General features: G+C 63.4%; 21 protein-coding genes and 1 pseudogene. 2 read left to right on the forward strand and 20 right to left on the reverse strand.

All coding sequences use genetic code 11. From position 1 onward, the window contains the following. Nucleotides 1–7: 7 nt before the first annotated feature. From hflX to ndk, 10 genes are all read right to left on the reverse strand, one after another. The gene (hflX, locus tag BX591_RS02165; protein ID WP_111929078.1) at nt 8–1,180 is read right to left on the reverse strand and encodes a GTPase HflX; all 1,173 of its coding nucleotides are present in this window, start codon (nt 1,178–1,180) and stop codon (nt 8–10) included. A gap of 75 nt (nt 1,181–1,255) precedes the next feature. Beyond that, the gene (gene hfq, locus BX591_RS02170) at nt 1,256–1,492 is read right to left on the reverse strand and encodes an RNA chaperone Hfq (protein ID WP_006051315.1); all 237 of its coding nucleotides are present in this window, start codon (nt 1,490–1,492) and stop codon (nt 1,256–1,258) included. A 153-nt stretch (nt 1,493–1,645) separates the two neighbouring features. Further along, nucleotides 1,646–2,983, reverse strand: coding sequence for a ribosome biogenesis GTPase Der (der, locus tag BX591_RS02175; protein ID WP_111929079.1), 1,338 nt, complete (start codon nt 2,981–2,983; stop codon nt 1,646–1,648). Between the two features lie 475 nt (nt 2,984–3,458). Continuing rightward, a complete protein-coding gene (bamB, locus tag BX591_RS02180) occupies nt 3,459–4,604 on the reverse strand; it encodes an outer membrane protein assembly factor BamB (protein WP_111929080.1) in 1,146 nt (381 codons plus the stop codon). Between the two features lie 63 nt (nt 4,605–4,667). Then, on the reverse strand, nt 4,668–5,297 hold the full coding sequence (locus tag BX591_RS02185) for a YfgM family protein (protein WP_111929081.1): 630 nt from the start codon (nt 5,295–5,297) through the stop codon (nt 4,668–4,670). Nucleotides 5,298–5,374: 77 nt separating this feature from the next. Then, nucleotides 5,375–6,724, reverse strand: a complete 1,350-nt coding sequence (hisS, locus tag BX591_RS02190; protein ID WP_111929082.1) for a histidine--tRNA ligase — start codon at nt 6,722–6,724, stop codon at nt 5,375–5,377. A 21-nt stretch (nt 6,725–6,745) separates the two neighbouring features. After that, nucleotides 6,746–8,077 carry a flavodoxin-dependent (E)-4-hydroxy-3-methylbut-2-enyl-diphosphate synthase gene (gene ispG / locus BX591_RS02195; protein WP_111929083.1) on the reverse strand — a complete coding sequence of 444 codons (1,332 nt, stop codon included), beginning with the start codon at nt 8,075–8,077 and terminating at the stop codon, nt 6,746–6,748. Nucleotides 8,078–8,163: 86 nt separating this feature from the next. Continuing rightward, nucleotides 8,164–9,252, reverse strand: coding sequence for a helix-turn-helix domain-containing protein (locus tag BX591_RS02200; RefSeq protein WP_111929084.1), 1,089 nt, complete (start codon nt 9,250–9,252; stop codon nt 8,164–8,166). 218 nt (nt 9,253–9,470) lie between these two features. Next, on the reverse strand, nt 9,471–10,622 hold the full coding sequence (rlmN, locus tag BX591_RS02205) for a dual-specificity RNA methyltransferase RlmN (RefSeq protein ID WP_035546434.1): 1,152 nt from the start codon (nt 10,620–10,622) through the stop codon (nt 9,471–9,473). 161 nt (nt 10,623–10,783) lie between these two features. Then, the gene (gene ndk / locus BX591_RS02210; protein ID WP_111929085.1) at nt 10,784–11,209 is read right to left on the reverse strand and encodes a nucleoside-diphosphate kinase; all 426 of its coding nucleotides are present in this window, start codon (nt 11,207–11,209) and stop codon (nt 10,784–10,786) included. A 315-nt stretch (nt 11,210–11,524) separates the two neighbouring features. Between ndk and BX591_RS02215 the strand changes: the two genes are divergently transcribed. Beyond that, nucleotides 11,525–12,223, forward strand: a complete 699-nt coding sequence (locus tag BX591_RS02215) for a Bax inhibitor-1/YccA family protein (RefSeq protein ID WP_011488947.1) — start codon at nt 11,525–11,527, stop codon at nt 12,221–12,223. Nucleotides 12,224–12,345: 122 nt separating this feature from the next. Here the strand turns inward: BX591_RS02215 and BX591_RS02220 are convergent, their stop codons facing one another. The 10 genes and pseudogenes from BX591_RS02220 to BX591_RS02265 form a co-directional block, all read right to left on the reverse strand. Beyond that, entirely contained in the window at nt 12,346–13,119 is a 774-nt protein-coding gene (locus tag BX591_RS02220) for an MBL fold metallo-hydrolase (protein ID WP_111929086.1), read from the reverse strand. Between the two features lie 7 nt (nt 13,120–13,126). Beyond that, nucleotides 13,127–14,266: an outer membrane protein assembly factor BamC gene (gene bamC / locus BX591_RS02225; protein ID WP_111929087.1), complete on the reverse strand. Its 1,140-nt coding sequence runs from the start codon at nt 14,264–14,266 to the stop codon at nt 13,127–13,129. Nucleotides 14,267–14,395: 129 nt separating this feature from the next. Next, complete coding sequence (gene dapA / locus BX591_RS02230) at nt 14,396–15,322, reverse strand: 4-hydroxy-tetrahydrodipicolinate synthase (RefSeq protein ID WP_035546441.1); 927 nt, start codon at nt 15,320–15,322, stop codon at nt 14,396–14,398. A gap of 43 nt (nt 15,323–15,365) precedes the next feature. Then, the gene (locus tag BX591_RS02235) at nt 15,366–15,965 is read right to left on the reverse strand and encodes a class I SAM-dependent methyltransferase (RefSeq protein WP_111929088.1); all 600 of its coding nucleotides are present in this window, start codon (nt 15,963–15,965) and stop codon (nt 15,366–15,368) included. A 15-nt stretch (nt 15,966–15,980) separates the two neighbouring features. Continuing rightward, entirely contained in the window at nt 15,981–17,183 is a 1,203-nt protein-coding gene (locus tag BX591_RS02240; protein ID WP_111929089.1) for a tryptophan--tRNA ligase, read from the reverse strand. Between the two features lie 6 nt (nt 17,184–17,189). Beyond that, nucleotides 17,190–17,852, reverse strand: coding sequence for a site-2 protease family protein (locus BX591_RS02245; RefSeq protein WP_111929090.1), 663 nt, complete (start codon nt 17,850–17,852; stop codon nt 17,190–17,192). A 47-nt stretch (nt 17,853–17,899) separates the two neighbouring features. Further along, nucleotides 17,900–18,535, reverse strand: a complete 636-nt coding sequence (locus tag BX591_RS02250) for an L-threonylcarbamoyladenylate synthase (RefSeq protein ID WP_111929091.1) — start codon at nt 18,533–18,535, stop codon at nt 17,900–17,902. Between the two features lie 232 nt (nt 18,536–18,767). Continuing rightward, nucleotides 18,768–19,598, reverse strand: coding sequence for a 3',5'-nucleoside bisphosphate phosphatase (locus tag BX591_RS02255; RefSeq protein WP_111929092.1), 831 nt, complete (start codon nt 19,596–19,598; stop codon nt 18,768–18,770). A 148-nt stretch (nt 19,599–19,746) separates the two neighbouring features. Continuing rightward, nucleotides 19,747–20,631 carry an alpha/beta fold hydrolase gene (locus tag BX591_RS02260; RefSeq protein ID WP_111929093.1) on the reverse strand — a complete coding sequence of 295 codons (885 nt, stop codon included), beginning with the start codon at nt 20,629–20,631 and terminating at the stop codon, nt 19,747–19,749. Between the two features lie 207 nt (nt 20,632–20,838). After that, nucleotides 20,839–21,858, reverse strand: a pseudogene (locus BX591_RS02265) (ferritin-like domain-containing protein). A 297-nt stretch (nt 21,859–22,155) separates the two neighbouring features. Between BX591_RS02265 and BX591_RS02270 the strand changes: the two are divergent. Next, nucleotides 22,156–22,680 (forward strand): gamma carbonic anhydrase family protein, encoded by a 525-nt coding sequence (locus BX591_RS02270; RefSeq protein ID WP_111929094.1) that lies wholly within the window; start codon nt 22,156–22,158, stop codon nt 22,678–22,680. The last annotated feature ends 11 nt before the right edge of the window (nt 22,681–22,691 follow it).

Here is a 22,691-nt window from a genome sequence, read left to right on the forward strand (position 1 = left end):
GAACGGGTCAGTGCCCGAGTTCTGGGACCTTGCGGTCGTCGCGTGGAGCTGCCGACCGGTCTTCTTCCGACAGATCGACATGAGCATCGTGAAGAGGTTCGGCAGTAGCGATCTCAGCGATAGCAGCGCGCAATGTATCCAGGCCTTGCCCCGTGCGCGCGCTCAAAAAGACGCGCGAAATATTACCATACTCATCCCGCTCAACCGCGTCGCCACGAGCCGCCAACTCCGGCACCGCGTCGATCTTGTTGAACACCAGCACCTGACGGATGTTATCGGCGCCGATCGCGTGCAACACCTCGTTCACCTGATCGATCTGATCGAGCCGCACCGCGCTCGACGCGTCGACCACGTGCAACAGCAGGTCGGCGTGAATGGTTTCCTCGAGCGTGGCGCGGAACGCTGCCACCAGCTGGTGGGGCAATTCGCGGATGAAACCGACCGTATCGGACACCACCACCTGCCCCGCTTCATCGCCCAGATAGACGCGCCGCGAGGTGGTATCCAAGGTGGCGAACAACTGGTCGGCGGCGTAGGCCTGAGCCTTCGTCAATGCGTTGAACAGCGTGGATTTGCCGGCATTCGTATAGCCGACCAGCGACACCGACATGGTCTGATTACGGCTACGCGCGCGGCGCTGCGTGCCATGCTGACGCCGCAGTTTTTCAAGCCGGGTCTTGAGCGCCTTGATGCGCTCGCCGATCAGACGGCGGTCGGTTTCGAGCTGGGTTTCACCGGGACCGCGCAAACCGATACCGCCTTTTTGCCGCTCGAGGTGGGTCCATGCGCGGATTAGCCGCGTCGACAGATACTGCAACTGCGCGAGCTCCACCTGCAGCTTGCCTTCGTGGCTGCGGGCGCGTTGCGCAAAAATGTCGAGGATCAGGCTGGTGCGATCGACCACGCGCCGATTAAGCGCTTGCTCCAGATTGCGCTGCTGCGCAGGCGCCAGAGCGTGATTGAAAATGACGAGTTCGATGTCGTTCGCCTCACACGCGAGACGCAGTTCTTCGGCTTTGCCGCTACCGACGAACATCTTCGCGTCCGGACTGGACCGGCGCCCGGTGAGGGTGACTAAGGGATTCGCGCCCGCGCTTTGCGCGAGCAGGCTGAGTTCTTCCAGGCTGGCTTCGAAATCGATCTTACCGAAGTCGATGCCGACAAGCGCTGCATTGATCAAATTGGAGGGTATCAAAATTGAGGCGGCCGGGGAGTGATCGCCAACGGGCGACGCTACGCCGGCCGCGACGAGGGGTTAGGACTGTTCGGAATCCGGGTGGAAATTCACCGGACGGGCTGGCACGACCGTGGAAATTGCGTGCTTGTAGACCATCTGGGTGACCGTATTCCGGAGCAACACGACGTACTGGTCGAACGATTCGATGTTCCCTTGAAGCTTGATGCCGTTGACCAGGTAGATCGACACCGGCACATGCTCTTTACGCAGTGCGTTCAAAAACGGGTCTTGTAACAATTGCCCTTTGTTGCTCATAGCAAACTCCGTATTTTTTTGCAGGTTGACTGAATTGACGCCGAAGAAAAAGAGATCCGACGTCAACCGCTACACTATAGCCGATTTTCATTTTTGCGCGACGGGCCTGGCCAAGCGGCCAAACCCAGCACACACGCGGGTTTCAGCCTAAGTTCAGCCTTTGTCCGCGTAAGGGTTCGTCGACGATCTGAACTCTATGCGCAATGGAGTCCCAGTCAGCTTGAAAGTTTCCCGGAAGCGGTTTTCGAGGTAGCGTTTATACGTGTCGGTGATCGCGTCGAGCGCGTTGCCGTGAATCACGATCAGCGGCGGGTTCTGTCCGCCCTGGTGCGCATAGCGCAGTTTCGGACGCACCGGACCACGACGGCGCGGTTGCTGGAACTCCACGGCCTCGATCAACGCGCGCGTGAGCTTCGGCGTCGGCAGCTTGGCCATCGCGGCCTTGTACGCATCGTCCACCGAGCGCATCAGCGGGCCGATCCCCGTGTTTTCCGTCGCGGAAATGAAGTGGAATTTCGCAAAGTCGAGGAATTTGAGTTTGCGCTCGAGGTCCGCCTTGGTGCGCTCGCGCACATGCGAATCGAGCCCGTCCCACTTGTTCACGCCCACCACCAACGCGCGGCCCTGCTCGACCACGAAACCGGCAATGTGCGCGTCCTGTTCGGAGATGTCCTGGCGCGCGTCGAGCAGCAGGATCACGACGTTCGCGTCGGAGATCGACTGCAGCGTTTTCACCACCGAGAACTTCTCGATCGCTTCGAACACTTTGCCGCGACGGCGCAAACCAGCCGTGTCGATCAGCGTGTACGGCTTGCCCTGGCGTTCGAAGTCCACGTAGATCGAATCGCGCGTAGTGCCTGGCATGTCGAACGCGATCACGCGTTCTTCGCCGACCAGCGAATTGATCAGCGTCGACTTGCCCACGTTCGGGCGGCCAACAATCGCGATCTTCACGCCGTGCGCCGCTTTCTCTTCGTCGCTCTCGTCCGGCTGGCCGGCATAGGCGACCGCGAGCGCGTCGTTGATCATTTCAGTCACGCCGTCGCCGTGCGCGGACGAAATGGCGCGCGGATCGCCGAGCCCGAGCTCGTAGAAGTCGGCGGCGACATTGCTGTACTTCATCCCCTCCGCCTTGTTGACGACGAGGAAAATCGGCCGGCCGACCTTGCGCAGGTAATCGGCGATGGTCTTGTCCTGCGGCGCGAGGCCGTTCCGGCCGTCGCAGATGAACACGACGATGTCCGATTCCTCGACCGCCTGGCGGGTTTGACGCGCCATTTCGTGCAGGATGCCTTCTTTCGCGACCGGCTCGAAGCCGCCGGTATCGACGACCAGATACGGCCGGTCGCCGGCGCGCCCTTCGCCATAGTGGCGATCGCGGGTAAGACCGGGCAGGTCGGCAACCAGCGCGTCACGCGAACGCGTGAGCCGGTTGAACAGCGTGGATTTCCCCACATTGGGGCGCCCGACGAGGGCAATAACGGGTTTCATCAGATGTTGTTCACGGTGAAACGCGGGATCGAAATCGACCGCCCGCGTAGCGACGCCATGCGGCCGCTACACGGCAGCGTTTGACGAAAATTATCACGAATTCGACCGGCCCCGGATACGCTGTCAATTTGCGCACCCGGGCGGACGGGAGTTTGGCTGGTTGGGGCGGCGCCAGTGGGCCACCGAGTTCAGTCTTTCCTGCTAGACGGCTCGCACGCCTGCGAGATGACGGTGCTCTGCGAAATCTTTGACGACCTGCCGAGCGACCGCCAACGGTGGCGCCGCAAGCAGCCACCGATGGCCACGCGCGCGATGCCTCTGCGGCGCGTTGACCATTTCCTGATCCGACTTGCCGGACCAGCCAGTCCGGCGCGATTCTTCTACTTGCTCTACGACTCGAGTCCTACAGAAACGCGCACGGCCGGCAAAGCCGGCCTGCGCGCTAAACGGCAACTTCGCCGACTTGCCTGCGCGCTTAGCGCGGGCGATAGCCGTACAGATCGCCGTCGTGCGTCAACACGACCAGCGTGTCGCCAGCCAACACCGGCGCCGCGGTGATCGGGCTGCCGTCGGTCTTCACACGGGCGACGAGCGTACCGTCGTCGCGCGACAGGAAGTGCACGTACCCCTGATAGTCGCCCAGCACAGCAGCACGGCCCAGCAGGTACGGCACACCGAGTTCGCGGTTCTTCAGCTTGTCGTTCTTCCACAGCGGCGCGCCGCTGGTGACGTCGAACGCCGAGACGACCGACCAGTCGTCGGCCGCGACGACGGCGCGGTCATCCTGCGCCAGACCGCTCGTGCTCGAGAATGCCCTCTCCCACAGCGCGCGGCCCGAGTTCGCGTCGAAACAACCAATCTGGCCCTGGAACGTCACCGCGCAGGTTTCCGAACCGACCAGCGTGGGCGGACCGGTCACGTCGTTGATGCGCTCGACTTCCGTCACGCCCTTCGGATACGACACCGGTGTCTGCCAGTAGTTGTCGCCGGTCTGCAGATTGATCGCCGCGAATGAGCCGCCCGGGAAACCGGCCAGCACCGCCGCGTCGCCCGCGAACGTCATACCCGACGATACGCGCAGGTTCAGCGGCACCGCGCGATTGCGATAGTTCCACTTCTGCTCGCCGGTCTGCGCGTTGAACGCGACGATCTGACCGTCGACCGTACGCACCACTACGAGGCCATTACCGACCAGCGGCGGCGAGATGATCTCGCCCGGCGCCTTGGCAGTCCACAGTTGCTTACCGTCCGCGCCGAGCACGTAGACGTCGCCCTTCAGGCCGCCGACCGCAGCCAGCGTGCCGTCGCTGCCGACGCCCGCCGACAGGTCGTCGTGCAGCTTCACACGCCAGATGTCCTTGCCGGTTTGCGCGTCGATCTTCGCGACCGAACCGTTCGCGCCCGCCGCGTAAACCGCGTTACCGACCGCGACCGGCGAGAACAGATAACGGCCCGCCTTGCCCACACTCGCCTTCCAGGCCTGCTGCACGTCGAGCACGGGTTTGAACTCGGTCAGCGGCGTCGGCACGCGGCGTTCGTCTTTCGTGGATGAGCAAGCCGCCAGGGTGAGCACGGTCATCGCACAGGCAACGGGCACAGCGTAACGTTTCAGCAGATTCATCGGTGGACGAAGCATTCAGGAAATGGATTAAAGGAAACCGGTTGGTCGTGGCACGCGGCGCGCTTAGCCGCCCAGTGCGTCCAGCTTGAACTGGATCAACTGACGTGCCGAGCTATCGGTTTTCGACAGCGAGTCGAGCGCGAGCTTGTAGGCCGTGCGTGCATCGTCACGCTTGCCCTGGGCGGCCAGCAGGTCGCCCCGGCCATTCGCCACGAGACCCTTGAAGGCGTCGGACTGCGGTTCGGCGAGCAGCGCCAGGCCCTGGTCGTAAGCCTTGTCGTCGAGCAATAGCGAAGCGAGGCGCAACTTGGCGATCTGCTTGAACTCGTCGTCTTTCGCGTGATCGATGGTCCATTGCAACTGGGTCTTCGCACCAGCTTCGTCGCCCGCTGTGTAGAGCGCCTTGGCCGCGCCCAGTGCGGTCATCTGCGCGTAAGCGGTGCCGCTGAACTTGTCTTCCATGTCGGTGGCAACGCGCGTGACCTTCGCCTTGTCGCCCGAGGCCACGGCTTGCTGGACCTGGTCATACAGCACGGCGGCTTCCGCCGCCTGACGCCGTTGCCAGAAATTCCAGCCGTTCCAGCCGGCGGCCGCAACCAGGACCACCAGCACGATCCACGTGGTTGCATTGCCCCATTGCGTCCACCATGCCTTCAGACTTTCTATCGATTCTTGTTCGTCGTGGTAACTCATTGCCCGGCGATTTCCTCTTTCTTGATACGTGTACTTGTCGAGCCAGACAGCAGCCAATGGGCTCGACGACATCGCGATCAGTCGTCGCCGTCTTCGGCGGTTGCAACCATCGCATTGATTAGAAATTCGGTCAAGTCTTCGGCAGGCACGTTCTGTTGCTCGCTCTTACCGCCGTTACCCGCGCCGTTGCTGGTATCGCGCAACGCTTTGACGCCGACCGTGCCGTTCGCGATCTCGTCTTCGCCGAGCACCACCGCGAAGGCGGCGCCGCTCGCATCCGCGCGCTTCATCTGCGATTTGAAGCTGGCGGTTTGACCGTCGGCGCTGCAATGCAGAATGACGTCGAGGCCCGTGTCACGCAGACGCTCGGCGATGATGAAGGCCTGCTCGCGCGCCGCGTCGCCCTGATGGACCACGTAGACGTCGCAACCTTCGTCTTCCGGCACGAGCTTGTCTTCTTTCAACAACTCGAGAATCCGTTCGACGCCCATCGCCCAGCCGCACGCGCCGGTCGGCTTGCCGCCCAGCTGTTCGATCAGTGGATCGTAACGGCCGCCCGCAGCGACGGTGCCCTGCGCGCCCAGCTTGTCGGTCACCCATTCGAACACGGTCAGATTGTAATAATCGAGACCGCGCACCAGACGCGGATTGATCGTGAACGGAATGTTGTTCGCTTTCAGAATGCGCTGCAAACCCTCGAAGTGCGCGAGCGATTCCTCGCCGAGAAAATCGATCAGTTTGGGTGCGTTCTGGGCGACTTCCTGCATGGCCGGATTCTTCGTATCCAGCACGCGCAGCGGGTTCGTATAGAGACGGCGTTTCGCTTCTTCGTCGAGCACGTCCATGTGCTTTTCGAGGTAGGCGATCAGTTCGACGCGATGCGCCGCACGTTCGTGCGACAGACCCAGCGAGTTGAGTTCGAGCTTGATGCCCATCAGCCCGAGGTCGTCCCACAGACGCTGGCACATCATGATGATTTCAGCGTCGGCATCCGGGCCGGCGAAACCCAGCGCCTCCACACCCACCTGATGAAACTGGCGGTAACGGCCGCGTTGCGGACGCTCGTGGCGGAACATCGGACCGACGTACCACAGGCGCTTCGGGCCGTCGTACAGCATGTTGTGTTCGATCGCCGCGCGCACCACGGCCGCGGTGTTTTCCGGACGCATGGTCAGGTTCTCGCCGTTCAGCGCGTCGGTAAAGCTATACATCTCTTTTTCAACGATGTCGGTTACTTCACCGATACCGCGCTTGAACAACTGCGTATGCTCGACGATCGGCGTACGGATATTCTGGTATCCGTACGAACGCAGCATCGACTTGACGGTCATTTCGAAAAATTCCCACAGCCCGGCTTCCTGCGGAAGGATGTCGTTCATGCCCTTCACGCCGGACAACTTTTCGAGCTTTTTCTTCTGTTCAGTCATCTGTCTTTCGATAGCCGATATTTAGTTGAGTGCTTCGGCGCGGCCGGCTTCGGCGCGGCCATAGCGGCGCTCGACGTAGTCACTCACGATTTGCTGAAATTCTTGCGCAATGTGTTCGCCACGCAGCGTCTTGACCTTCTCGCCGTCGATGAACACCGGCGCAGCCGGGTTCTCGCCCGAGCCCGGCAAGCTGATGCCGATATTGGCCTGCTTCGACTCACCCGGACCATTGACGATGCAGCCCATCACCGCGACGTGCATCTTCTCGACGCCAGGATACTGATCGCGCCACACCGGCATCTGCGTGCGCAGATAGGTCTGGATTTGCGACGCCAGTTCCTGGAACAGCGTGCTGGTGGTACGGCCGCAGCCCGGGCAAGCGATCACCATCGGCGTGAACGAGCGCAGACCCATGGTTTGCAGAATTTCCTGGCCGACGATCACTTCGCCGGTACGCGGGCCGCCCGGTTCCGGTGTCAGCGAGATTCGGATCGTGTCGCCGATACCTTGCTGCAACAGCACCGACAGCGCCGCTGTCGACGCGACGATACCCTTCGAGCCCATGCCGGCTTCCGTCAAGCCGAGATGCAGTGCGAAGTCGCAACGGCGCGCGAGTTCGCGATACACCGCGATCAGATCCTGCACACCGCTGACCTTGCACGAGAGAATGATCTTGTTGCGCGGCAGGCCGATTTCGACGGCGCGCTCGGCCGAGCCGATCGCCGACTGGATCAGGGCTTCGTACATCACGCTTTGCGCTTCCCACGGCGTGGAGCGCGCTGCGTTTTCGTCCATCATTTTGGCGAGCAGGTCCTGGTCGAGACTGCCCCAGTTGACGCCGATACGCACCGGCTTGTCGTACTTCACCGCCGCTTCGATCATTTGCGCGAACTGCGTGTCGCGCTTCGCGCCATGGCCGACGTTGCCCGGATTGATCCGGTACTTGGACAGCGACTCCGCGCATTCGGGATAGTCGCGCAACAGTAAATGGCCGTTGTAGTGGAAATCGCCGACCAACGGCACCGACACGCCCATGCGGTCGAGCTGCTCGCGCACGGCCGGCACGGCCGCGGCCGCTTCCGGCGTGTTCACCGTGATACGCACCAGCTCCGAGCCGGCTTGCGCCAGTTCCTTGATCTGGATCGCGGTGCCGATTGCGTCCGCGGTGTCCGTGTTGGTCATCGACTGGACGCGCACGGGTGCGTCGCCACCGATCGTGACGAGCTGGCCGCCCCAGCGGACGTCGACCGCGTGCGACTTGCGCCGCGCCGCGTGGCCGCCGAATACCGGCTCGTTGGAAACGATCTTGCTATTGGATTGGGATTGAGCTTCGGATTGCATCGAAAAACCCATTTACGCCGCATGCGCCACACAAAGACGTAGCGCCTGAATTGAAAAAGCGCCGCAGGCCGGTTTGGCCGCGGCGCATACCGTATCTATCAAGGCAACGCGAAGCGCGCCACGTTACCTTTAGCTGCCGAATATTTGGCCGGGTCGACTGGTTGGCCGTCGAGCGTCAACGACTCGAGACCGGCCTTGTTGCCGAGCGTGACCTTCAACGGCGCCAAGCCCGTCACTTCCTTGGTGTCGCCCGCGTGGACGAGACCGGAGAAGACTTCCTTGCCGTCCTTGCCGCGCACGCTGAACCAGCTGTCTTGCGTCACGCGCAGCGCGACGACCGCCTCGCCACCGCCCGCCGTGTCAACTGCCGCCGCCGGCGCGCTCGCGGCCGGTGCCGCAGCTTGCGCTTGCGAAACCGCCCTGGGCGCAGCCGCGGTTGCCGTCACAGCCGGAGCCGATGAAGGCGCATTACCCGTAGCCAGCGGCGCGGGCATCGGCGTACCGGATGCTGCGCTGTCCGCTGCGGTTTGCGCGTCCGGCGCGGACGCTGCCTCTTCGGTCGTGGCATCGGAACCTGCCGCCTGACCCTGCGCCACCGCGCCCGATGCTCCGGTCGCGCCACCCGTGGCGCCATTCGCGCTGGCCTTCAACCGCGCAAGCCATGCCGACGAATCGCCGCCGTTGGTATGCCACATGCCCAACGCGATCACCGCGACGATCACCGCTGCCACGCCCCACAACCACGAGCGGCTCTTTTGACCGCTCCCACCGAGAGACAACGACACCTTGCCACGCGGCAAATCCTTGCCCGACGAAGCCGGCATCGACAGATCCGGCGCAGGCACACCTTTCTCGCGACGCAAGGCCTGCGTGAACGGCGTGGGATCGGCGCCCAGCATCTTCGCATAGCTGCGCACGACGCCGAGCGCGAAGGTCGTATCCGGCAAGTGGCTGATGTCGCCAGATTCGAGCGCACGCAACTTGACTGCCGAAACTTTCAGACGCGCCGACACGTCCTCGATCGTCCAGCCTTTCGACTCACGCAACTGGGTCAAGCGCGCGCCAACTGCCGCCAACGAATCCATGCCCGGCTGCACGACGGGCTGCACCAGCGCCCGTGCGACCGGCGCCGGATGGCCTTCGTTCGTGTCTGTGTCCTGCGGCTGCGGGTGCTGCGGCTCACTCATCCCAAATCCTTTCGCGTCGATTCTTTTTAACTCGTGCCACCCGGGCGGGCTCACGCCTCACGCCCAAATCGCAGACCGTTTATAACAAAATGTGCGGCCTTGTGTGCCGCTTCCGATCGCTTCTGCAAACTTTCTTTTCAATCGTGGGCGGCAAGGTCGCTATTTGCACGCTCGGAGAGGTATTCCACCGAACGCCTGCGCCCAGGCCGCCAGAACGATTACACGGCCCGAACCTCGATAATCTTCGCCGCCTTCCCGGTGCGCTCAGCGAGGCGCGTGCGGTCTTGCACCGCACCGGCCAGCTGACCGCAGGCTGCGTCGATATCATCGCCGCGTGTTTTACGCACCGTGGTGACGACGCCCGCGTCCATCAACACTTGTGCAAACCGCTTGATCTGTTCCGGTTTCGAGCGGAAAAGGCCCGATTCGGGGAACGGATTGAACGGAATCAGGTTGAACTTGCATGGGACGTCGCGCGTGACGGCCAGCAATTCGCGCGCTTGCGCCTCGCTGTCGTTCACGCCGTCGAGCATGCAATATTCGAACGTAATGAAATCGCGCGGCGCGACTTTCAGATAACGCTGGCAAGCGGCCATCAGTTCGCGCAGTGGGTACTTCTTGTTCAGCGGCACCAGCATGTCGCGCAGCGGATCGCTCGGCGCGTGCAACGATACCGCGAGCGCCACCGGCAGGTCGGCGCCGAGCCGGTCCATCATCGGCACAACGCCGGACGTGGACAGCGTGACGCGCCGGCGCGACAGGCCGTAGGCGTTGTCGTCGAGCATCAGGCGCATGGCCGGCACGACCGCGTCGTAATTCAGCAGCGGCTCGCCCATGCCCATCATCACGACGTTCGTGACGACGCGATCGCCCTTGCCGTCGCCACCCGTGGCGCGGCCGCCGTCGCCGCCGCGCGTGGCACGCAGCGCGAATTCGGCCATGCGCAACTGGCCGATGATTTCAGCGGTGGAGAGATTGCGGGAGAAACCCTGCTTGCCGGTCGAACAGAAACGACAATTGACCGCACACCCGGCCTGCGACGACACGCACAACGTGCCGCGCGTTTCTTCCGGGATATAGACGGTTTCGACCGCGTTGCTGTTGCCGACGTCGATCAGCCACTTGCGTGTGCCGTCGGTTGAAATATGGTCGCTGACGATGCCCGGCATCGAGATCGTGGCGCGCCCTTTGAGCTTTTCGCGCAAGGACTTCGCGAGATCGGTCATGCCGTCGAAGTCGGCAGCGTTGTACTGGTGAATCCAGCGCTGCAATTGCTTGGCGCGAAACGGCTTCTCGCCCAGGCTGTCGCAGTAAGCGACGAGCCCTTGGGCGTCGAGGTCGAGAAGGTTGACGGTGGAACTGCTCGTCATATCGAATCCTGCCATTTCAGTGCGAGACTACGTTCATGCAACAAGCTGCATGAACGCAATGCCGTTCGCGCCCATTCCTGCTGCTTTTACCTTACTACTTTGCCGGACGATTCGTGCGATAAATCAGCTTCGGCTGCACGGACCGCCCACAACGGCAGGTCTTAACGCGAGTAAACGTTCACTTGCGGGAAGAAGAATGCGATTTCAACTGCTGCCGTTTCCGGAGCGTCCGAACCGTGCACCGCGTTAGCGTCGATGCTGTCGGCGAAATCCGCGCGGATCGTGCCCTTTTCCGCCTTCTTCGGGTCCGTTGCGCCCATCAGGTCACGATGCGTCAGGATCGCGTTTTCGCCTTCCAGCGCTTGCACGACCACCGGGCCCGAGATCATGAATTCGACGAGGTCCTTGAAGAACGGGCGTGCAGCGTGCACAGCGTAGAACTTCTCAGCGTCGGCGCGCGACAGATGAACCATGCGCGAAGCCACGATCTTCAGACCAGCGTTTTCGAAACGGCTGTAGATCTGGCCGATCACGTTCTTGGCCACTGCGTCCGGCTTGATAATCGACAGGGTGCGTTCGATCGCCATAAAAACTCCAAAAAATTAAGAGGTTACAGATTCAAATGAATCCGCTATTGTAGCATGTTCCCGTGTATGATTGCGATTGAACCCTTACAGCACTGAAAGACTCCAAGCAGGAGTTTTCGAATGCTGGTAGCGTAGGTCGCGCGGGTATTTTCTGGGCATTGAAACTCCCTGCCACCGCGCCAATCTTAGGATTGGGTACTTCGCGAACGACGGCAAAAATCCCCGGCTTCGCTGCACGACCGGCTGCAACCGCTGCACCGCCGTCACCACTGCTTAACAACCACACGCAACACGCTTCTGAGGTAAGGAGAGACCATGAACGATCATCCGTATAGCTTTGGCCGCAATGGCGCAGTCAGCACGGTCGAAACGCGTAACCGCGTGCTACGGAACACCTACTGGCTGCTGGCGTTGTCCATGATTCCGACGGTGCTCGGCGCATGGGTCGGCCTCGCCACCGGCTTCTCGCTGTTTGCGGCCACCAGCCCGGCCATGAGCATGCTGGCGTTCTTCGCGATCGCTTTCGGCTTCATGTTCGCGATCCAGAAGACCAAAGACAGCGCCGCGGGCGTCTTCGTGCTCCTCGGCTTCACGTTCTTCATGGGCCTGATGCTGTCGCGCATCCTCAGCTTCGTGCTCGGTTTTTCCAACGGCCCGTCGCTGATCATGCTCGCCTTTGGTGGCACGGGTGTGATCTTCGCGTCGATGGCAACCATCGCCACGGTCAGCAAGCGCGACTTTTCGGGTCTCGGCAAGTGGCTGTTCATGGGCGTGATCGTGCTGTTGCTGGCGTCGGTGGCGAACGTGTTCCTGCATCTGCCGGCGTTGATGCTCACCGTGTCCGTGATGGCCATCGTGATCTTCTCGGCCTACATGCTGTTCGACGTCCAGCGCGTCGTGAATGGCGGTGAAACGAACTACATCACCGCCACGCTCGCGATCTACCTGGATCTGTACAACGTGTTCGTCAATCTGCTCGCGCTGCTCGGCATTTTCGGCGGCAACCGCAACTAAGTTCGAACCCGAAGACGGGGCGCATCAGGCGCCCGTCTTGAAGAAAAAGCCCATAACGAGCGATCGTCATGGGCTTTTTCTTTACCTGTGCCGGTTGCAGCGCCATCTGACTCTGACGAGCGCTACAGGCTCAGCCACGCAAAGCCATCTTCCTGGGTAGCGACCACCACCTCCGTCGGCGCCGCACCCAGTACACCGGCCATGGCTGCCTGCGCGAGTTCCGGCGAGTTGTTCTGCTGACTCAGATGCGCCGCAACCAGATGCCGCAAGCGCGAGCGGTCAAGCGACGCCAAAATTTCAGCGGCCGCCTCGTTGTTCAAATGCCCATGATTACCGCCGATCCGCGCCTTCAACGACTGCGGATAGCGGCTACCCGCGAGCATCTGCACGTCGTGATTGCATTCGAGCACCAGCGCGTCGCAACCGCTCAACACGGAACTGATATGCGGCGTGGACGTGCCGACATCGGTCAACACACCGAGCCGGCTCGCGCCGTTCGAGAGCACGTATTGCAACGGCTCGCGGGCGTCGTGAGGAACGGTATAGGGAAGAATGCTGAGGTCGCCGATCGCCACCGCCTCGTCGCCCCACAGCACCTGCAGGTCGATATCGGCTTCGTCGGCACCCACCGCACGGGCAGTACCCCAGCTCATGTACAACGGAATCGACCACTTACGTGCCAGCGTCAGCGCGCCGCCGATGTGATCGCTGTGCTCATGCGTAATCAGAATGGCGTCGAGACCTTCGGCGCTCGCGCCAAGCCGGTTCAGACGCCGCTCGACTTCCTTGGCTGAAAAGCCGCAGTCGAGCAGCACGCGCGTGGTGGTCGCGCCGCTGTGCGCTTCCACCAGCAACGCATTCCCTTCACTACCGCTGCCGAGACTCGCGAACCTCACGGCCCGCTTAGTTCAACTGCGCGTGGAGCAGCGTCACGATACGCTGCGCGTCGGACGAATTGTCCACCTGGCCGTTCGCATCCAGCACCGCCACCTGCGTCACCGCGTCGCCCTTCGAGCGCACGTTGACGAGGAATTCCTGACCCGGCTTCCTGGCCGTATTGCCGCTGTAGAACAGCTTGCCGAACAGGCCTTCTTTCTTCAGTTCCTGCATCGAGTCGGCGTAGCGCACGTAGTAGATGCCCTTCGCGCGATCGCGGTTGTCGACGGCGAAGTTGGTGCGGTCGAGCGCCAGGCCCACACGCAGCCAGGCACGGTCGAACGACTCCGGCAGGTCGAGCGTCGACGTGCCCGCGCTCTGATCGATCGTGGCCGGCGCGACAGCCGGACGCGCGTCGGTCAGCAGTTGCTTCGACTGCGCTTCGGTCAGGCCGAACTTCTGCATCAGCTTGGTGAGGAACAGCGCTTCGAGCGCCGGGTCACGCGGACGCTCTTCCCAACGCGACGACGTCTTGTCCTGCCCCGTCAGCACTTCTTCCATCGCGCTGTGCGTGATCGAGATGTCCGTGGTGTTTCCGGGTGCGCGCGACACGAGCGTGCGGAAGCTGTCGCGAGTGCCCGACGAATAGGCGAAGTCGATCACCTTGCCGACCGTACGACGGAACCAGTCGTCCGGAATATTGGCGCGGTTTTCAGCCCAGTCGGTCGTCATGATGCCGGTGGCCGGCGCATCGGTTTTCAGCGCGAAGCCATTTTCCTGCCAGAACTCCTGCAGTTGCGGCCACAGTTGTTCCGGCGAGCGGCCGTCGACCACCAGCCAGCGGCGATCGCCGTCGCGTTCGATATGCATGCCGAGCGGATCCTGCGCGCTCGGCTGACCTTCGGTGGCATTGCCTGCCGCCGTGATCGCACGCGTCGGCGCGCCGCCCAGGGCCAGATTGGTCGGCGGCGCGACGTAGCGCTCGTCGGTCTTGGTGGTGCTCAGATCGTTCGGAACGGCGAGCGGCGGCGCGCTGCCGGCGCCCTTATAGTTGACGCGGTCGGAAGCGAACCAGTCGTTCAGCGTGTCACAGCCGGCGAGCGTCACCAGGGCAAGCGCCAGCGCCGCCATGCGGGTTGCGTGGAGGGAAAGTGCGGAACGTTTCATGAGGTCCTTCGTGATGCTGGAACGCGGTGCCTGGTTCTGTGTGCAGGGAACGTGGCTGGATCGACGTCGGTTAAGGGAGTGCCGGTAGCAGGCTTTCGTTGGCGCTGGTGGGTGCCGCGGTCGATCCGCTTAGCCCAACAGACCCGCTTCGCGCAGCGCGCCACGCACCACTTCGTGGTATTGCGCGTCGAGCGGCGTGAGCGGCAGGCGGATTCCGCCCTGCACACGACCCAGTTGCTGCAACGCCCATTTCGCAGGAATCGGATTCGATTCGATGAACAGGTTCTTATGCAGCGACAGGAGTTTCAGATGAATCTCGCGCGCGGTCTTCGCGTCCGCCGCGAGCGCGGCCTTGCACAGTTCGCTCATGGCGCGCGGTGCGACGTTCGCGGTGACCGAAATATTGCCGTGACCGCCGAGCAGCATTAGCGCGATCGCGGTGGGATCGTCGCCGCTGTAGATGCCGAAGTGCGCGGGCGCCGACTTGATCAGATGCGCGGCGCGGTCGATGTTGCCGGTCGCTTCCTTCACACCGATGATGCCCGGCACCTGCGCGCAACGCAGGATCGTTTCGTTGCTCATGTCGGCGACGGTGCGGCCGGGCACGTTGTACAGGATCACCGGCAGGTCGACGGTTTCGGCGATCTTCGCGAAATGGCGATAGATGCCTTCCTGGGTCGGCTTGTTGTAGTACGGCACGACCTGCAGCGTGGCGTCCGCGCCGACGTCCTTGGCCTGCTGCGTGAGTTCGATGGCTTCAGTGGTGGAGTTGCCGCCCGAGCCCGCGATCACCGGAATCCGGCCCGCCGTGTGCTCGACCGCGGTTTTGACCATCAGCACGTGTTCTTCGACCGACAAGGTAGCCGACTCACCGCTCGTGCCGACCACGACGAGCGCATTGGTGCCCTCCGCGACGTGCCAATCGATCAGCTTGCGAAACGCCGGCAGATCGAGGCCGCCGTCTTCGAGCATCGGGGTAATGATGGCAGGAATGCTGCCGCGAATCTGCACGCTGTCGTTGCTGCCGTGGGTGCCGCTGTGGTTGCCGTTAGTCATGAAACGCCATGAATTTGATCAGGTAAACCGCGATTGTAGCGGATTAGCCAGCCAACTCGTAACAAGGCGGGGGTGCCGCCTGCGCGGGGTCGGCTGAACGCTCCGCCTCCAGAATTGCGCAGATGCGCTGGACGTAAGCCGGGCGCGGCTGCGCGAGAAAACCGTCTTGAAACGCAACGACCCGGAGCCGGCCGCGCACGATCTCGAGCAGCTCGCCGGGCGCGAGTAGAAACGCCGGATTAGAGGGCTTGCCGACGCTTTCGTTTCCCTGCGCGAAGGTCTCGTAAACCAGTACGCCGCCCGGCGCGAGCGAATTCAACAACTGAGGAAATAGCGCGCGATGCAGATAGTTCGTCACGACCACCGCGGCGAATTTCGCGTCGCCGGGTAACGGCCAGGCAGCGCCTTCGAGGTCGGCCGCGAGCGGCGTGATCAGCGGCGCGTCGCGCAGCGTATCGAGCGCGGCCGCGTCACGATCGACGGCGGTCACCGGATGCCCCAGCGACGCAAAAAACCGCGCGTGCCGCCCTGCCCCCGACGCCACGTCGAGCACCGCGCCGCCCGCCGCGACCAGATGCGCCCAATGGCGAACCCAGCGCGACGGCTCGCCCAGCCCATGCATCGCCGCGACGGAAGTGCTCATCGGTTCGAGATCCGCTCAGTTGTACGACAAACCCATTGCCTCGCGGACATCGCGCATCGTTTCCGTGGCGAATCGGCGGGCCTTGTCGCAGCCGTCGGCGACGATCGCGCGCAGCAGCGACGGGTCGTCCATATACTTCTGCGCCCGCTCGAGCATGGGCTGCTGTTCGCGCAGAATCCCTTCGATCACCGGCTGCTTGCACTCGAGGCAGCCAATCCCCGCCGTCCGGCAGCCCTGCTCAACCCACTCGTGCGTCGTCTCGTTCGTATAGACCTGGTGCAGTTGCCAGACCGGGCACTTGTCCGGATTGCCCGGATCGGTGCGGCGCACGCGGGCCGGATCGGTCGGCATGGTGCGTACTTTCTTCGTGATGGTTTCCGCGTCTTCGCGCAAACCGATCGTGTTGCCGTAGGACTTCGACATTTTCTGGCCGTCGAGGCCCGGCATGCGCGATGCCTCGGTCAGCATGGCCTGCGGCTCGACGAGGATGATCTTGCGGGAACCTTCGAGATAGCCGAACAGGCGCTCGCGATCACTCATCGACAGGCTTTGCGATTCCTGCAGCATGGCGCGCGCCTGTTCGAGCGCCTCGTCGTCGCCTTCCTGCTGGTATGCGTTGCGCAATTCGTGATAGAGCTTGGCGCGCTTGCCGCCGAGCTTTTTCGCGGCCTCGTTGGCCTTTACTTCAAAGCCCGGCTCGCGGCCGTACAGATAGTTGAAACGGCGGGCGATTTCCCGCGTCATTTCGACATGCGGCACCTGATCCTCGCCGACCGGCACCAGCGAGCCGCGGTACAGCAGAATGTCCGCCGCCATCAGCACCGGATAGCCGAGAAAGCCGTAAGTGGACAGGTCCTTGTCCTTCAGCTTCTCCTGCTGCTCCTTGTAGGTCGGCACGCGTTCGAGCCAGCCGAGCGGCGTACTCATACCCAGCAGCAGCGCAAGCTCCGCGTGCTCGGGCACCTTGCTCTGAATGAACAGCGTGGCCTGCGCCGGATCGATGCCCGACGCGAGCCAGTCGATCAGTACGTCCCACACGTTCTTCTCGATGACCTCCGGCGTTTCGTAGTGCGTGGTCAGCGCATGCCAATCGACCACGCAGAAAAAACACGGGTACTCGGATTGCAGCCGTACCCAGTTCTTCAGCACGCCGTGATAGTGGCCAAGGTGCAGCGAGCCGGTAGGCCGCATGCCGGAAAAGATACGGTCTGGAAACATGGTGGTTTAGAAAAGCGAAACGAGTGGGGACATGATGGCCGTAATCGCGCCGTAGCCAATATTCACGAGCGGATTCAGCCAGTAGCGCGATAGCGTGCCCGTCATCACCAATGCCATGACGATGAAGAAACCGTACGGCTCGATGCGCGACAACGCGATGGACTGGCGCGGCGGCAACAGCGCCAGCAGCACGCGGCCGCCGTCGAGCGGCGGTAGCGGAAACAGGTTCAGCACGCCGAGTACGAGGTTGAAATAGACGCCGGCTTTCGCCATGCCGATGAAAAACGCCTCGTCGACATTCAGGCCGAGCAGCGTCACGAACAAGATGTACCACACCAGCGCCTGCACGAAATTACACGCAGGCCCCGCCGCCGCGACCCACAAACTGCCCCAGCGCGGATTGCGCAGATTGCCGAAGGCGACCGGCACCGGCTTCGCGTAGCCGAACATGAACGCGCCGCTGGTGGCGAAATACAGCAGCAACGGAATCGCGATCGTGCCGAGCGGGTCGATGTGCCGCATCGGATTGATGGAGACGCGGCCGAGCACGTAGGCGGTGTTGTCGCCGAGCCAGCGCGCGACGTAACCATGCGCGGCCTCATGCAGCGTGATGGCGAAAATCACCGGCAGCGCGTACACCGCAATGGTTTGTATCAGGGAAGAATCCATAACTCGCTATTGTAACAACGCGCTGGCGGGCGTCTGTCCGCTTTCCATCATGCCGTTTCCTCGAGCCCGAACGGCGCGAGCGAGCCGCGCCCCGGCCGCACCAGCACCGGTGCCGGACCGGTCAGATCGATCACGGTCGACGGCTCGCAAATGCAGGGACCGCCGTCGATCACCAGGTCCAGCTGTTTTTCCAGCCGTTCGCGGATTTCTTCCGGGTCGTTCAGCGGTTGGGTCTCGCCCGGCATGATCAGCGTGGAGCCGAGCAGCGGCTGGCCGAGTTCCTCGAGAATTGCCAGCGTGATCGCGTGATCCGGCACCCGCAGGCCAATGGTCTTGCGCGACGGATGAGACAGGCGCCGCGGCACCTCTTTGGTGGCCTGCAGCACGAACACGTAAGGGCCCGGCGTCACCGATCTGATCAGCCGGTACTGGCGGTTGTCCACCATCGCGAAGTTCGCCAGCTCCGACAGATCGCGCACCAGCAGCGACAGCAACTGCTTCTCGTCGAGCCCGCGAATGCGGCGCAGACGCTCGACCGCGTCCTTGTCGTCGAGATGACAGGCGAGCGCGTAGCTCGAGTCGGTCGGCAACGCGACCACACCGCCATCGTTGATGATCTGCACGGCCTGTTTGACAAGGCGCGGCTGGGGATTGTCAGGATGAAGCCGGAAGTATTGGGACATGATCGCTAACGGTGGCTACTTGGGGACACGCGGCACCCACGTGAACACGACGAGGAAACCGCGCCGGAAAGCGCGGCTGCGTGGCGAAACGCGAGTGGCAAGCGAAGGGCGGACCGAGAATCGACTGACCGCACCGGAGACAGGAGCGAACGACAAGGCGAACGACAGAAGCGGACGCCACCGCGCCCGGCCGGCTCTCGCGTACGACGTGCCGCCGGGGCACGGCGCGCGATCACAGCCAGCGTTCCCAGACGGGCTTGAGGTCGGAAGGCAGCGGCGGCAGCGTGCCGAGGTCGACGCGGCCTTCGCCTGGTGCGTGGAAGTCGGACCCGCGCGAGGCCTCGAAACCGAAGCGGCGCGCGACATCCGCATATTCGCGGTACTGGTCTGGCGTGTGGCTGCCGGTGACCACTTCGATCGCCTTGCCGCCGAGATCGATGAATTCGGCGAAAAACGCGTCGAATTCGACCGGCGAGTACTCGTAGCGCCCCGGATGCGCGATCACGGCCTCGCCGCCGGCGGCCTGGATCCAGCCGACCGCGTGGCTGAGTTTGGCCCAGCGATGCGGCACGTAACCCGCCTTGCCGTCGCCGAGGTAACGGGTGAAGACGTCTTGCGTGGAGCTGCAATAGCCGCTTTCGACCATGAAACGCGCGAAATGGGTGCGCGAAATCATGTCCGGATTCGATACGTATTTGAGCGCGCCTTCGTAGGCATTCGGCACGCCGAGGGTGGCGAGCTGTTCGCCGATCGCTTCGGCGCGCGCGGCGCGGCCGCTGCGGGTGCGCGCGAGGCCGTCGATCAGGATCGAGCTGGTCGGATCGATACCCAGCCCGACGATGTGTACCGTGCGCGACGCCCACGTGACCGAAATCTCGACGCCGCTCAGGTACCGCATGCCGAGCGCCTCGGCCGTGCTGCGCGCTTCGTGCTGGCCGCCCAGTTCGTCGTGATCGGTCAGCGCCCACAGCGTCACGCCGCCCGCGTGCGCGCGGCGCGCGACGTCGGCCGGCGCGAATTGGCCGTCGGAAACGGTGGAGTGACAGTGGAGGTCGGCGTTCATCGTCGTTTGGAAAGGGATCTACGCCCATTTTACTGCAACGCAGTAAGCGGGCGCAGCGCTATCTCGCGGGCGGGGGCGTCGCCGGCTCACGCCGTTTCGTGAGCCGGAGACCTGCCTCGCCGCCTTACGCCCTTAAGCCAATACGTCCCTACGCGCAAAACCCCTCGATCAGCGCCGCGACCTGCTCCGGCTGGTCGTGGTGCACCATGTGCCCCGCTTCGTCGATGATCTTTTCGCGCCAGTCCGGGAACGCCTGGAAACGCGCCTTGAATTCGTCGAGCGGGATCTCGCCGGCAATCTGCGCGAGCGTCGGCGAACCGGCCGCTTCGACGTGCAACACCTTCGCGCTCACCTTGCGCCAGACCGCCATCACCTCGTCGAGGCGGTACAGCGTCGGGCCGCGCAGCTTGTGTGCCGGATCGGCGAGCAACATGAAGCGCCCTTCGCCATCCGCTTTCGACCAGTGCTGGGCGAGAAACCGGGCGCGCTGCGGTGCGAGCCGCGGATTGGTCTTGATCAGGCGCGCGGCGACGTCGTCGAGCGACGCGTAGCGCTTCAGTTGCGGCGGATCGCGCAATTCGTCGAGCCAGTTGCGCAAGCGCTTCGGCGCCTGCGCCGCGTGCGACGGCGCGAGCCCGAAACCCTCCAGGTCGACCACCCGCCGCACCCGCTCCGGCCGAATGCCCGCGTACAGGCTCACGATGTTGGCGCCCATGCTGTGGCCGACCAGATTCACCTCGCCGCTCGGGGCGTAGTGATCGAGCAGCGCATCGAGATCGGCAAGATAGTCCTGTACCCAGTAATTGCCGCTGCCGTGCGCCGCGACCGGCCAGTCCGACAGCCCGAATCCGCGCATGTCGGGCGCGATCACCTGCCACTCGCCGCCCAGCGCGTCGACGACGAACTGGAACGACGCCGCCACGTCCATCCAGCCGTGCAGCATGAACAGGATCGGCGCGTCCGGGTTGCCCCAGCGGCGCACATGCAGACGGATGCCGCGCACGGCGACGAATTCAGACTGGGAGGTGTTCATGAGCAGTTCGGCCGAAAAAAGAATGGTCGTTCGATTATAACGAGATAGCAGGATGATGCGCGGCGGGTTGAGGTTGAAGAGCGCTTCGGGTCAGGGAGGGTGGCGCGGTTTGCGGGCGGTGGCGTGGGAACGGGTTGGTTGCCGTGGTTGCCGTGGCTACCGCCGTGGTCGCTGGCGTGGTTGCCTATGAACCCACCGCCTATGCCATCACAACTCCACCTCAGGCCGCTCCGCCACCGCCGTCGGTCCGGTCGATGCCACCGGCCCCTCATCAAGCCCCGCCAGCTTAGTCAGCGCGGCCAGTTCCGCCTCGTCGAAGCCGGCCTCGCGGCGCGCTTCGAAATTGAACGGACCGCGTAATTTCGGTGCGTGATACTGGTCGGCAAGACGCGCGTAGGTCGCATGCGGATCGAGCTTTCCGCCCTCGCACAAATGACGGAACCAGCGGTTGCCGATCAACACGTGGCCGATCTAGTCGCGCAGGATCACATCGAGAATCGCGGCCGACGCCTGATCGCCCGCCTGCTGCAGTCGCGCGCGGATCGGCGGCGACGCGTCGAGGCCGCGCGCCTCGAGCGTGCGCGGCACCAGCGCCATACGCGCCAGCACGTCGCCGCGCGTGCGCTCGCACATGTCCCACAGACCGTCGTGTGCGGGAAAATCGCCGTAGGCGTGACCGTATTCCGCCAGACGCACGCTCAGCAGCGAGAAGTGATAGGCCTCTTCGGCCGCGACTTTGAGCCAGTCGACGTAAAACGCGGCCGGCATGCCGGAAAAGCGCCAGACGGCGTCGAGCGCGAGATTGATGGCGTTGAATTCGATGTGCGCGAGAGCATGCAGCAAAACCGCGCGACCTTGCGGCGACTGCATGCTGCGCCGCTTCAACTGACGCGGATCGACCAGCTCGGGCCGCGCCGGACGACCTGGCAAATCCGCCGGCTCGACCAGTTCCAGGTGCGCGGCGCAGCTGGCGCGGCCCTCGCGCACAGCGTCGTAAAGCCCGCGGGCGGCGGCGGCCTTGATGACGGGATCGGCTTCGCGCAGCGCGGCAAGGGCAGCGGTGCGCGCACACTGCACTGAGGCGTCGATCGGTGCCGCACCGTCGGGTGCCGCATCCTCGGACACCGCGGACGGCGCGCCGGACGATCGGGCAGGCAACAAACCCGGTGAAACGAGCGGAACGGATAAAGCGGACGAAACGGACGAAACGGACGAAGGGGCAAACATCATGGCAAGCGGATCGGCGGACGCACAGGTGAGCGGAAAGACAGACGACGACGGCACGGCAACAGCCCAGGCGCGCTTCGACGCACTCAGGCACCCGAACCACACAACCATTTACAATACTCGATTCGACCATCCAGCGCGCCCACCGCGCTGGCGATGCGGCACGAGCCGGGGCAACCCGGTGTGCCGGACCGCTTGCGGCCCATCCAGCGCGCGCAGCGACCGATCAACAGCAACCATGTTGCATGGGACCGGAGTCGGCGCAAAAGCGCCAACGCCGTCCTGACAGGAGACACTGTGACCATTTACAAGCTCGGCGACGCCGCCCCGACCATCCACGAAAGCGTGTTCGTCGCGGATTCGGCGAACATTATCGGCAATGTGACGCTCGGGGCCAACGCCAGCGTCTGGTTCGGCGCGACGCTGCGGGGCGACAACGAGCCCATCTCGATCGGCGCCGGCAGCAACGTGCAGGAAAACGCGGTGCTGCACACCGACCCCGGCTTTCCGCTGACCATCGAGCCGAACGTCACGATCGGCCACCAGGTCATGCTGCACGGCTGCACGATCAAGGAAGGCTCGTTGATCGGAATTCAGGCGGTGGTCTTGAATGGTGCGGTGATCGGCCGCAACTGTCTGGTCGGAGCGGGCGCCATCGTCACCGAGGGCAAAGTGTTTCCCGACAATTCGCTGATTCTCGGCGCACCCGCCAAAGTGGTGCGCGAACTGAACGAAACGGATATCGCCAATATGCAGCGCGGCTCGGCCGGTTATGCCGAACGCCGCGAGTATTTCAAGGCGCAGCTCGTGCGTATCGGCTAACCAGCCGGAGC

Origin of the sequence: Paraburkholderia bryophila, from assembly GCF_003269035.1 — a bacterium.
GTDB classification, from domain to species: domain Bacteria; phylum Pseudomonadota; class Gammaproteobacteria; order Burkholderiales; family Burkholderiaceae; genus Paraburkholderia; species Paraburkholderia bryophila.

What these genes read in the sequence shown, in the direction of transcription:
- hfq (WP_006051315.1), bottom strand. Translation starts at nt 1,492, where the DNA reads ATGAGCAACAAAGGGCAATTGTTACAAGACCCGTTTTTGAACGCACTG.
- der (WP_111929079.1), bottom strand. Translation starts at nt 2,983, where the DNA reads ATGAAACCCGTTATTGCCCTCGTCGGGCGCCCCAATGTGGGGAAATCC.
- bamB (WP_111929080.1), bottom strand. Translation starts at nt 4,604, where the DNA reads ATGAATCTGCTGAAACGTTACGCTGTGCCCGTTGCCTGTGCGATGACC.
- BX591_RS02185 (WP_111929081.1), bottom strand. Translation starts at nt 5,297, where the DNA reads ATGAGTTACCACGACGAACAAGAATCGATAGAAAGTCTGAAGGCATGG.
- hisS (WP_111929082.1), bottom strand. Translation starts at nt 6,724, where the DNA reads ATGACTGAACAGAAGAAAAAGCTCGAAAAGTTGTCCGGCGTGAAGGGC.
- ispG (WP_111929083.1), bottom strand. Translation starts at nt 8,077, where the DNA reads ATGGGTTTTTCGATGCAATCCGAAGCTCAATCCCAATCCAATAGCAAG.
- BX591_RS02200 (WP_111929084.1), bottom strand. Translation starts at nt 9,252, where the DNA reads ATGAGTGAGCCGCAGCACCCGCAGCCGCAGGACACAGACACGAACGAA.
- rlmN (WP_035546434.1), bottom strand. Translation starts at nt 10,622, where the DNA reads ATGACGAGCAGTTCCACCGTCAACCTTCTCGACCTCGACGCCCAAGGG.
- ndk (WP_111929085.1), bottom strand. Translation starts at nt 11,209, where the DNA reads ATGGCGATCGAACGCACCCTGTCGATTATCAAGCCGGACGCAGTGGCC.
- BX591_RS02215 (WP_011488947.1), top strand. Translation starts at nt 11,525, where the DNA reads ATGAACGATCATCCGTATAGCTTTGGCCGCAATGGCGCAGTCAGCACG.
- bamC (WP_111929087.1), bottom strand. Translation starts at nt 14,266, where the DNA reads ATGAAACGTTCCGCACTTTCCCTCCACGCAACCCGCATGGCGGCGCTG.
- dapA (WP_035546441.1), bottom strand. Translation starts at nt 15,322, where the DNA reads ATGACTAACGGCAACCACAGCGGCACCCACGGCAGCAACGACAGCGTG.
- BX591_RS02235 (WP_111929088.1), bottom strand. Translation starts at nt 15,965, where the DNA reads ATGAGCACTTCCGTCGCGGCGATGCATGGGCTGGGCGAGCCGTCGCGC.
- BX591_RS02240 (WP_111929089.1), bottom strand. Translation starts at nt 17,183, where the DNA reads ATGTTTCCAGACCGTATCTTTTCCGGCATGCGGCCTACCGGCTCGCTG.
- BX591_RS02245 (WP_111929090.1), bottom strand. Translation starts at nt 17,852, where the DNA reads ATGGATTCTTCCCTGATACAAACCATTGCGGTGTACGCGCTGCCGGTG.
- BX591_RS02250 (WP_111929091.1), bottom strand. Translation starts at nt 18,535, where the DNA reads ATGTCCCAATACTTCCGGCTTCATCCTGACAATCCCCAGCCGCGCCTT.
- BX591_RS02255 (WP_111929092.1), bottom strand. Translation starts at nt 19,598, where the DNA reads ATGAACGCCGACCTCCACTGTCACTCCACCGTTTCCGACGGCCAATTC.
- BX591_RS02260 (WP_111929093.1), bottom strand. Translation starts at nt 20,631, where the DNA reads ATGAACACCTCCCAGTCTGAATTCGTCGCCGTGCGCGGCATCCGTCTG.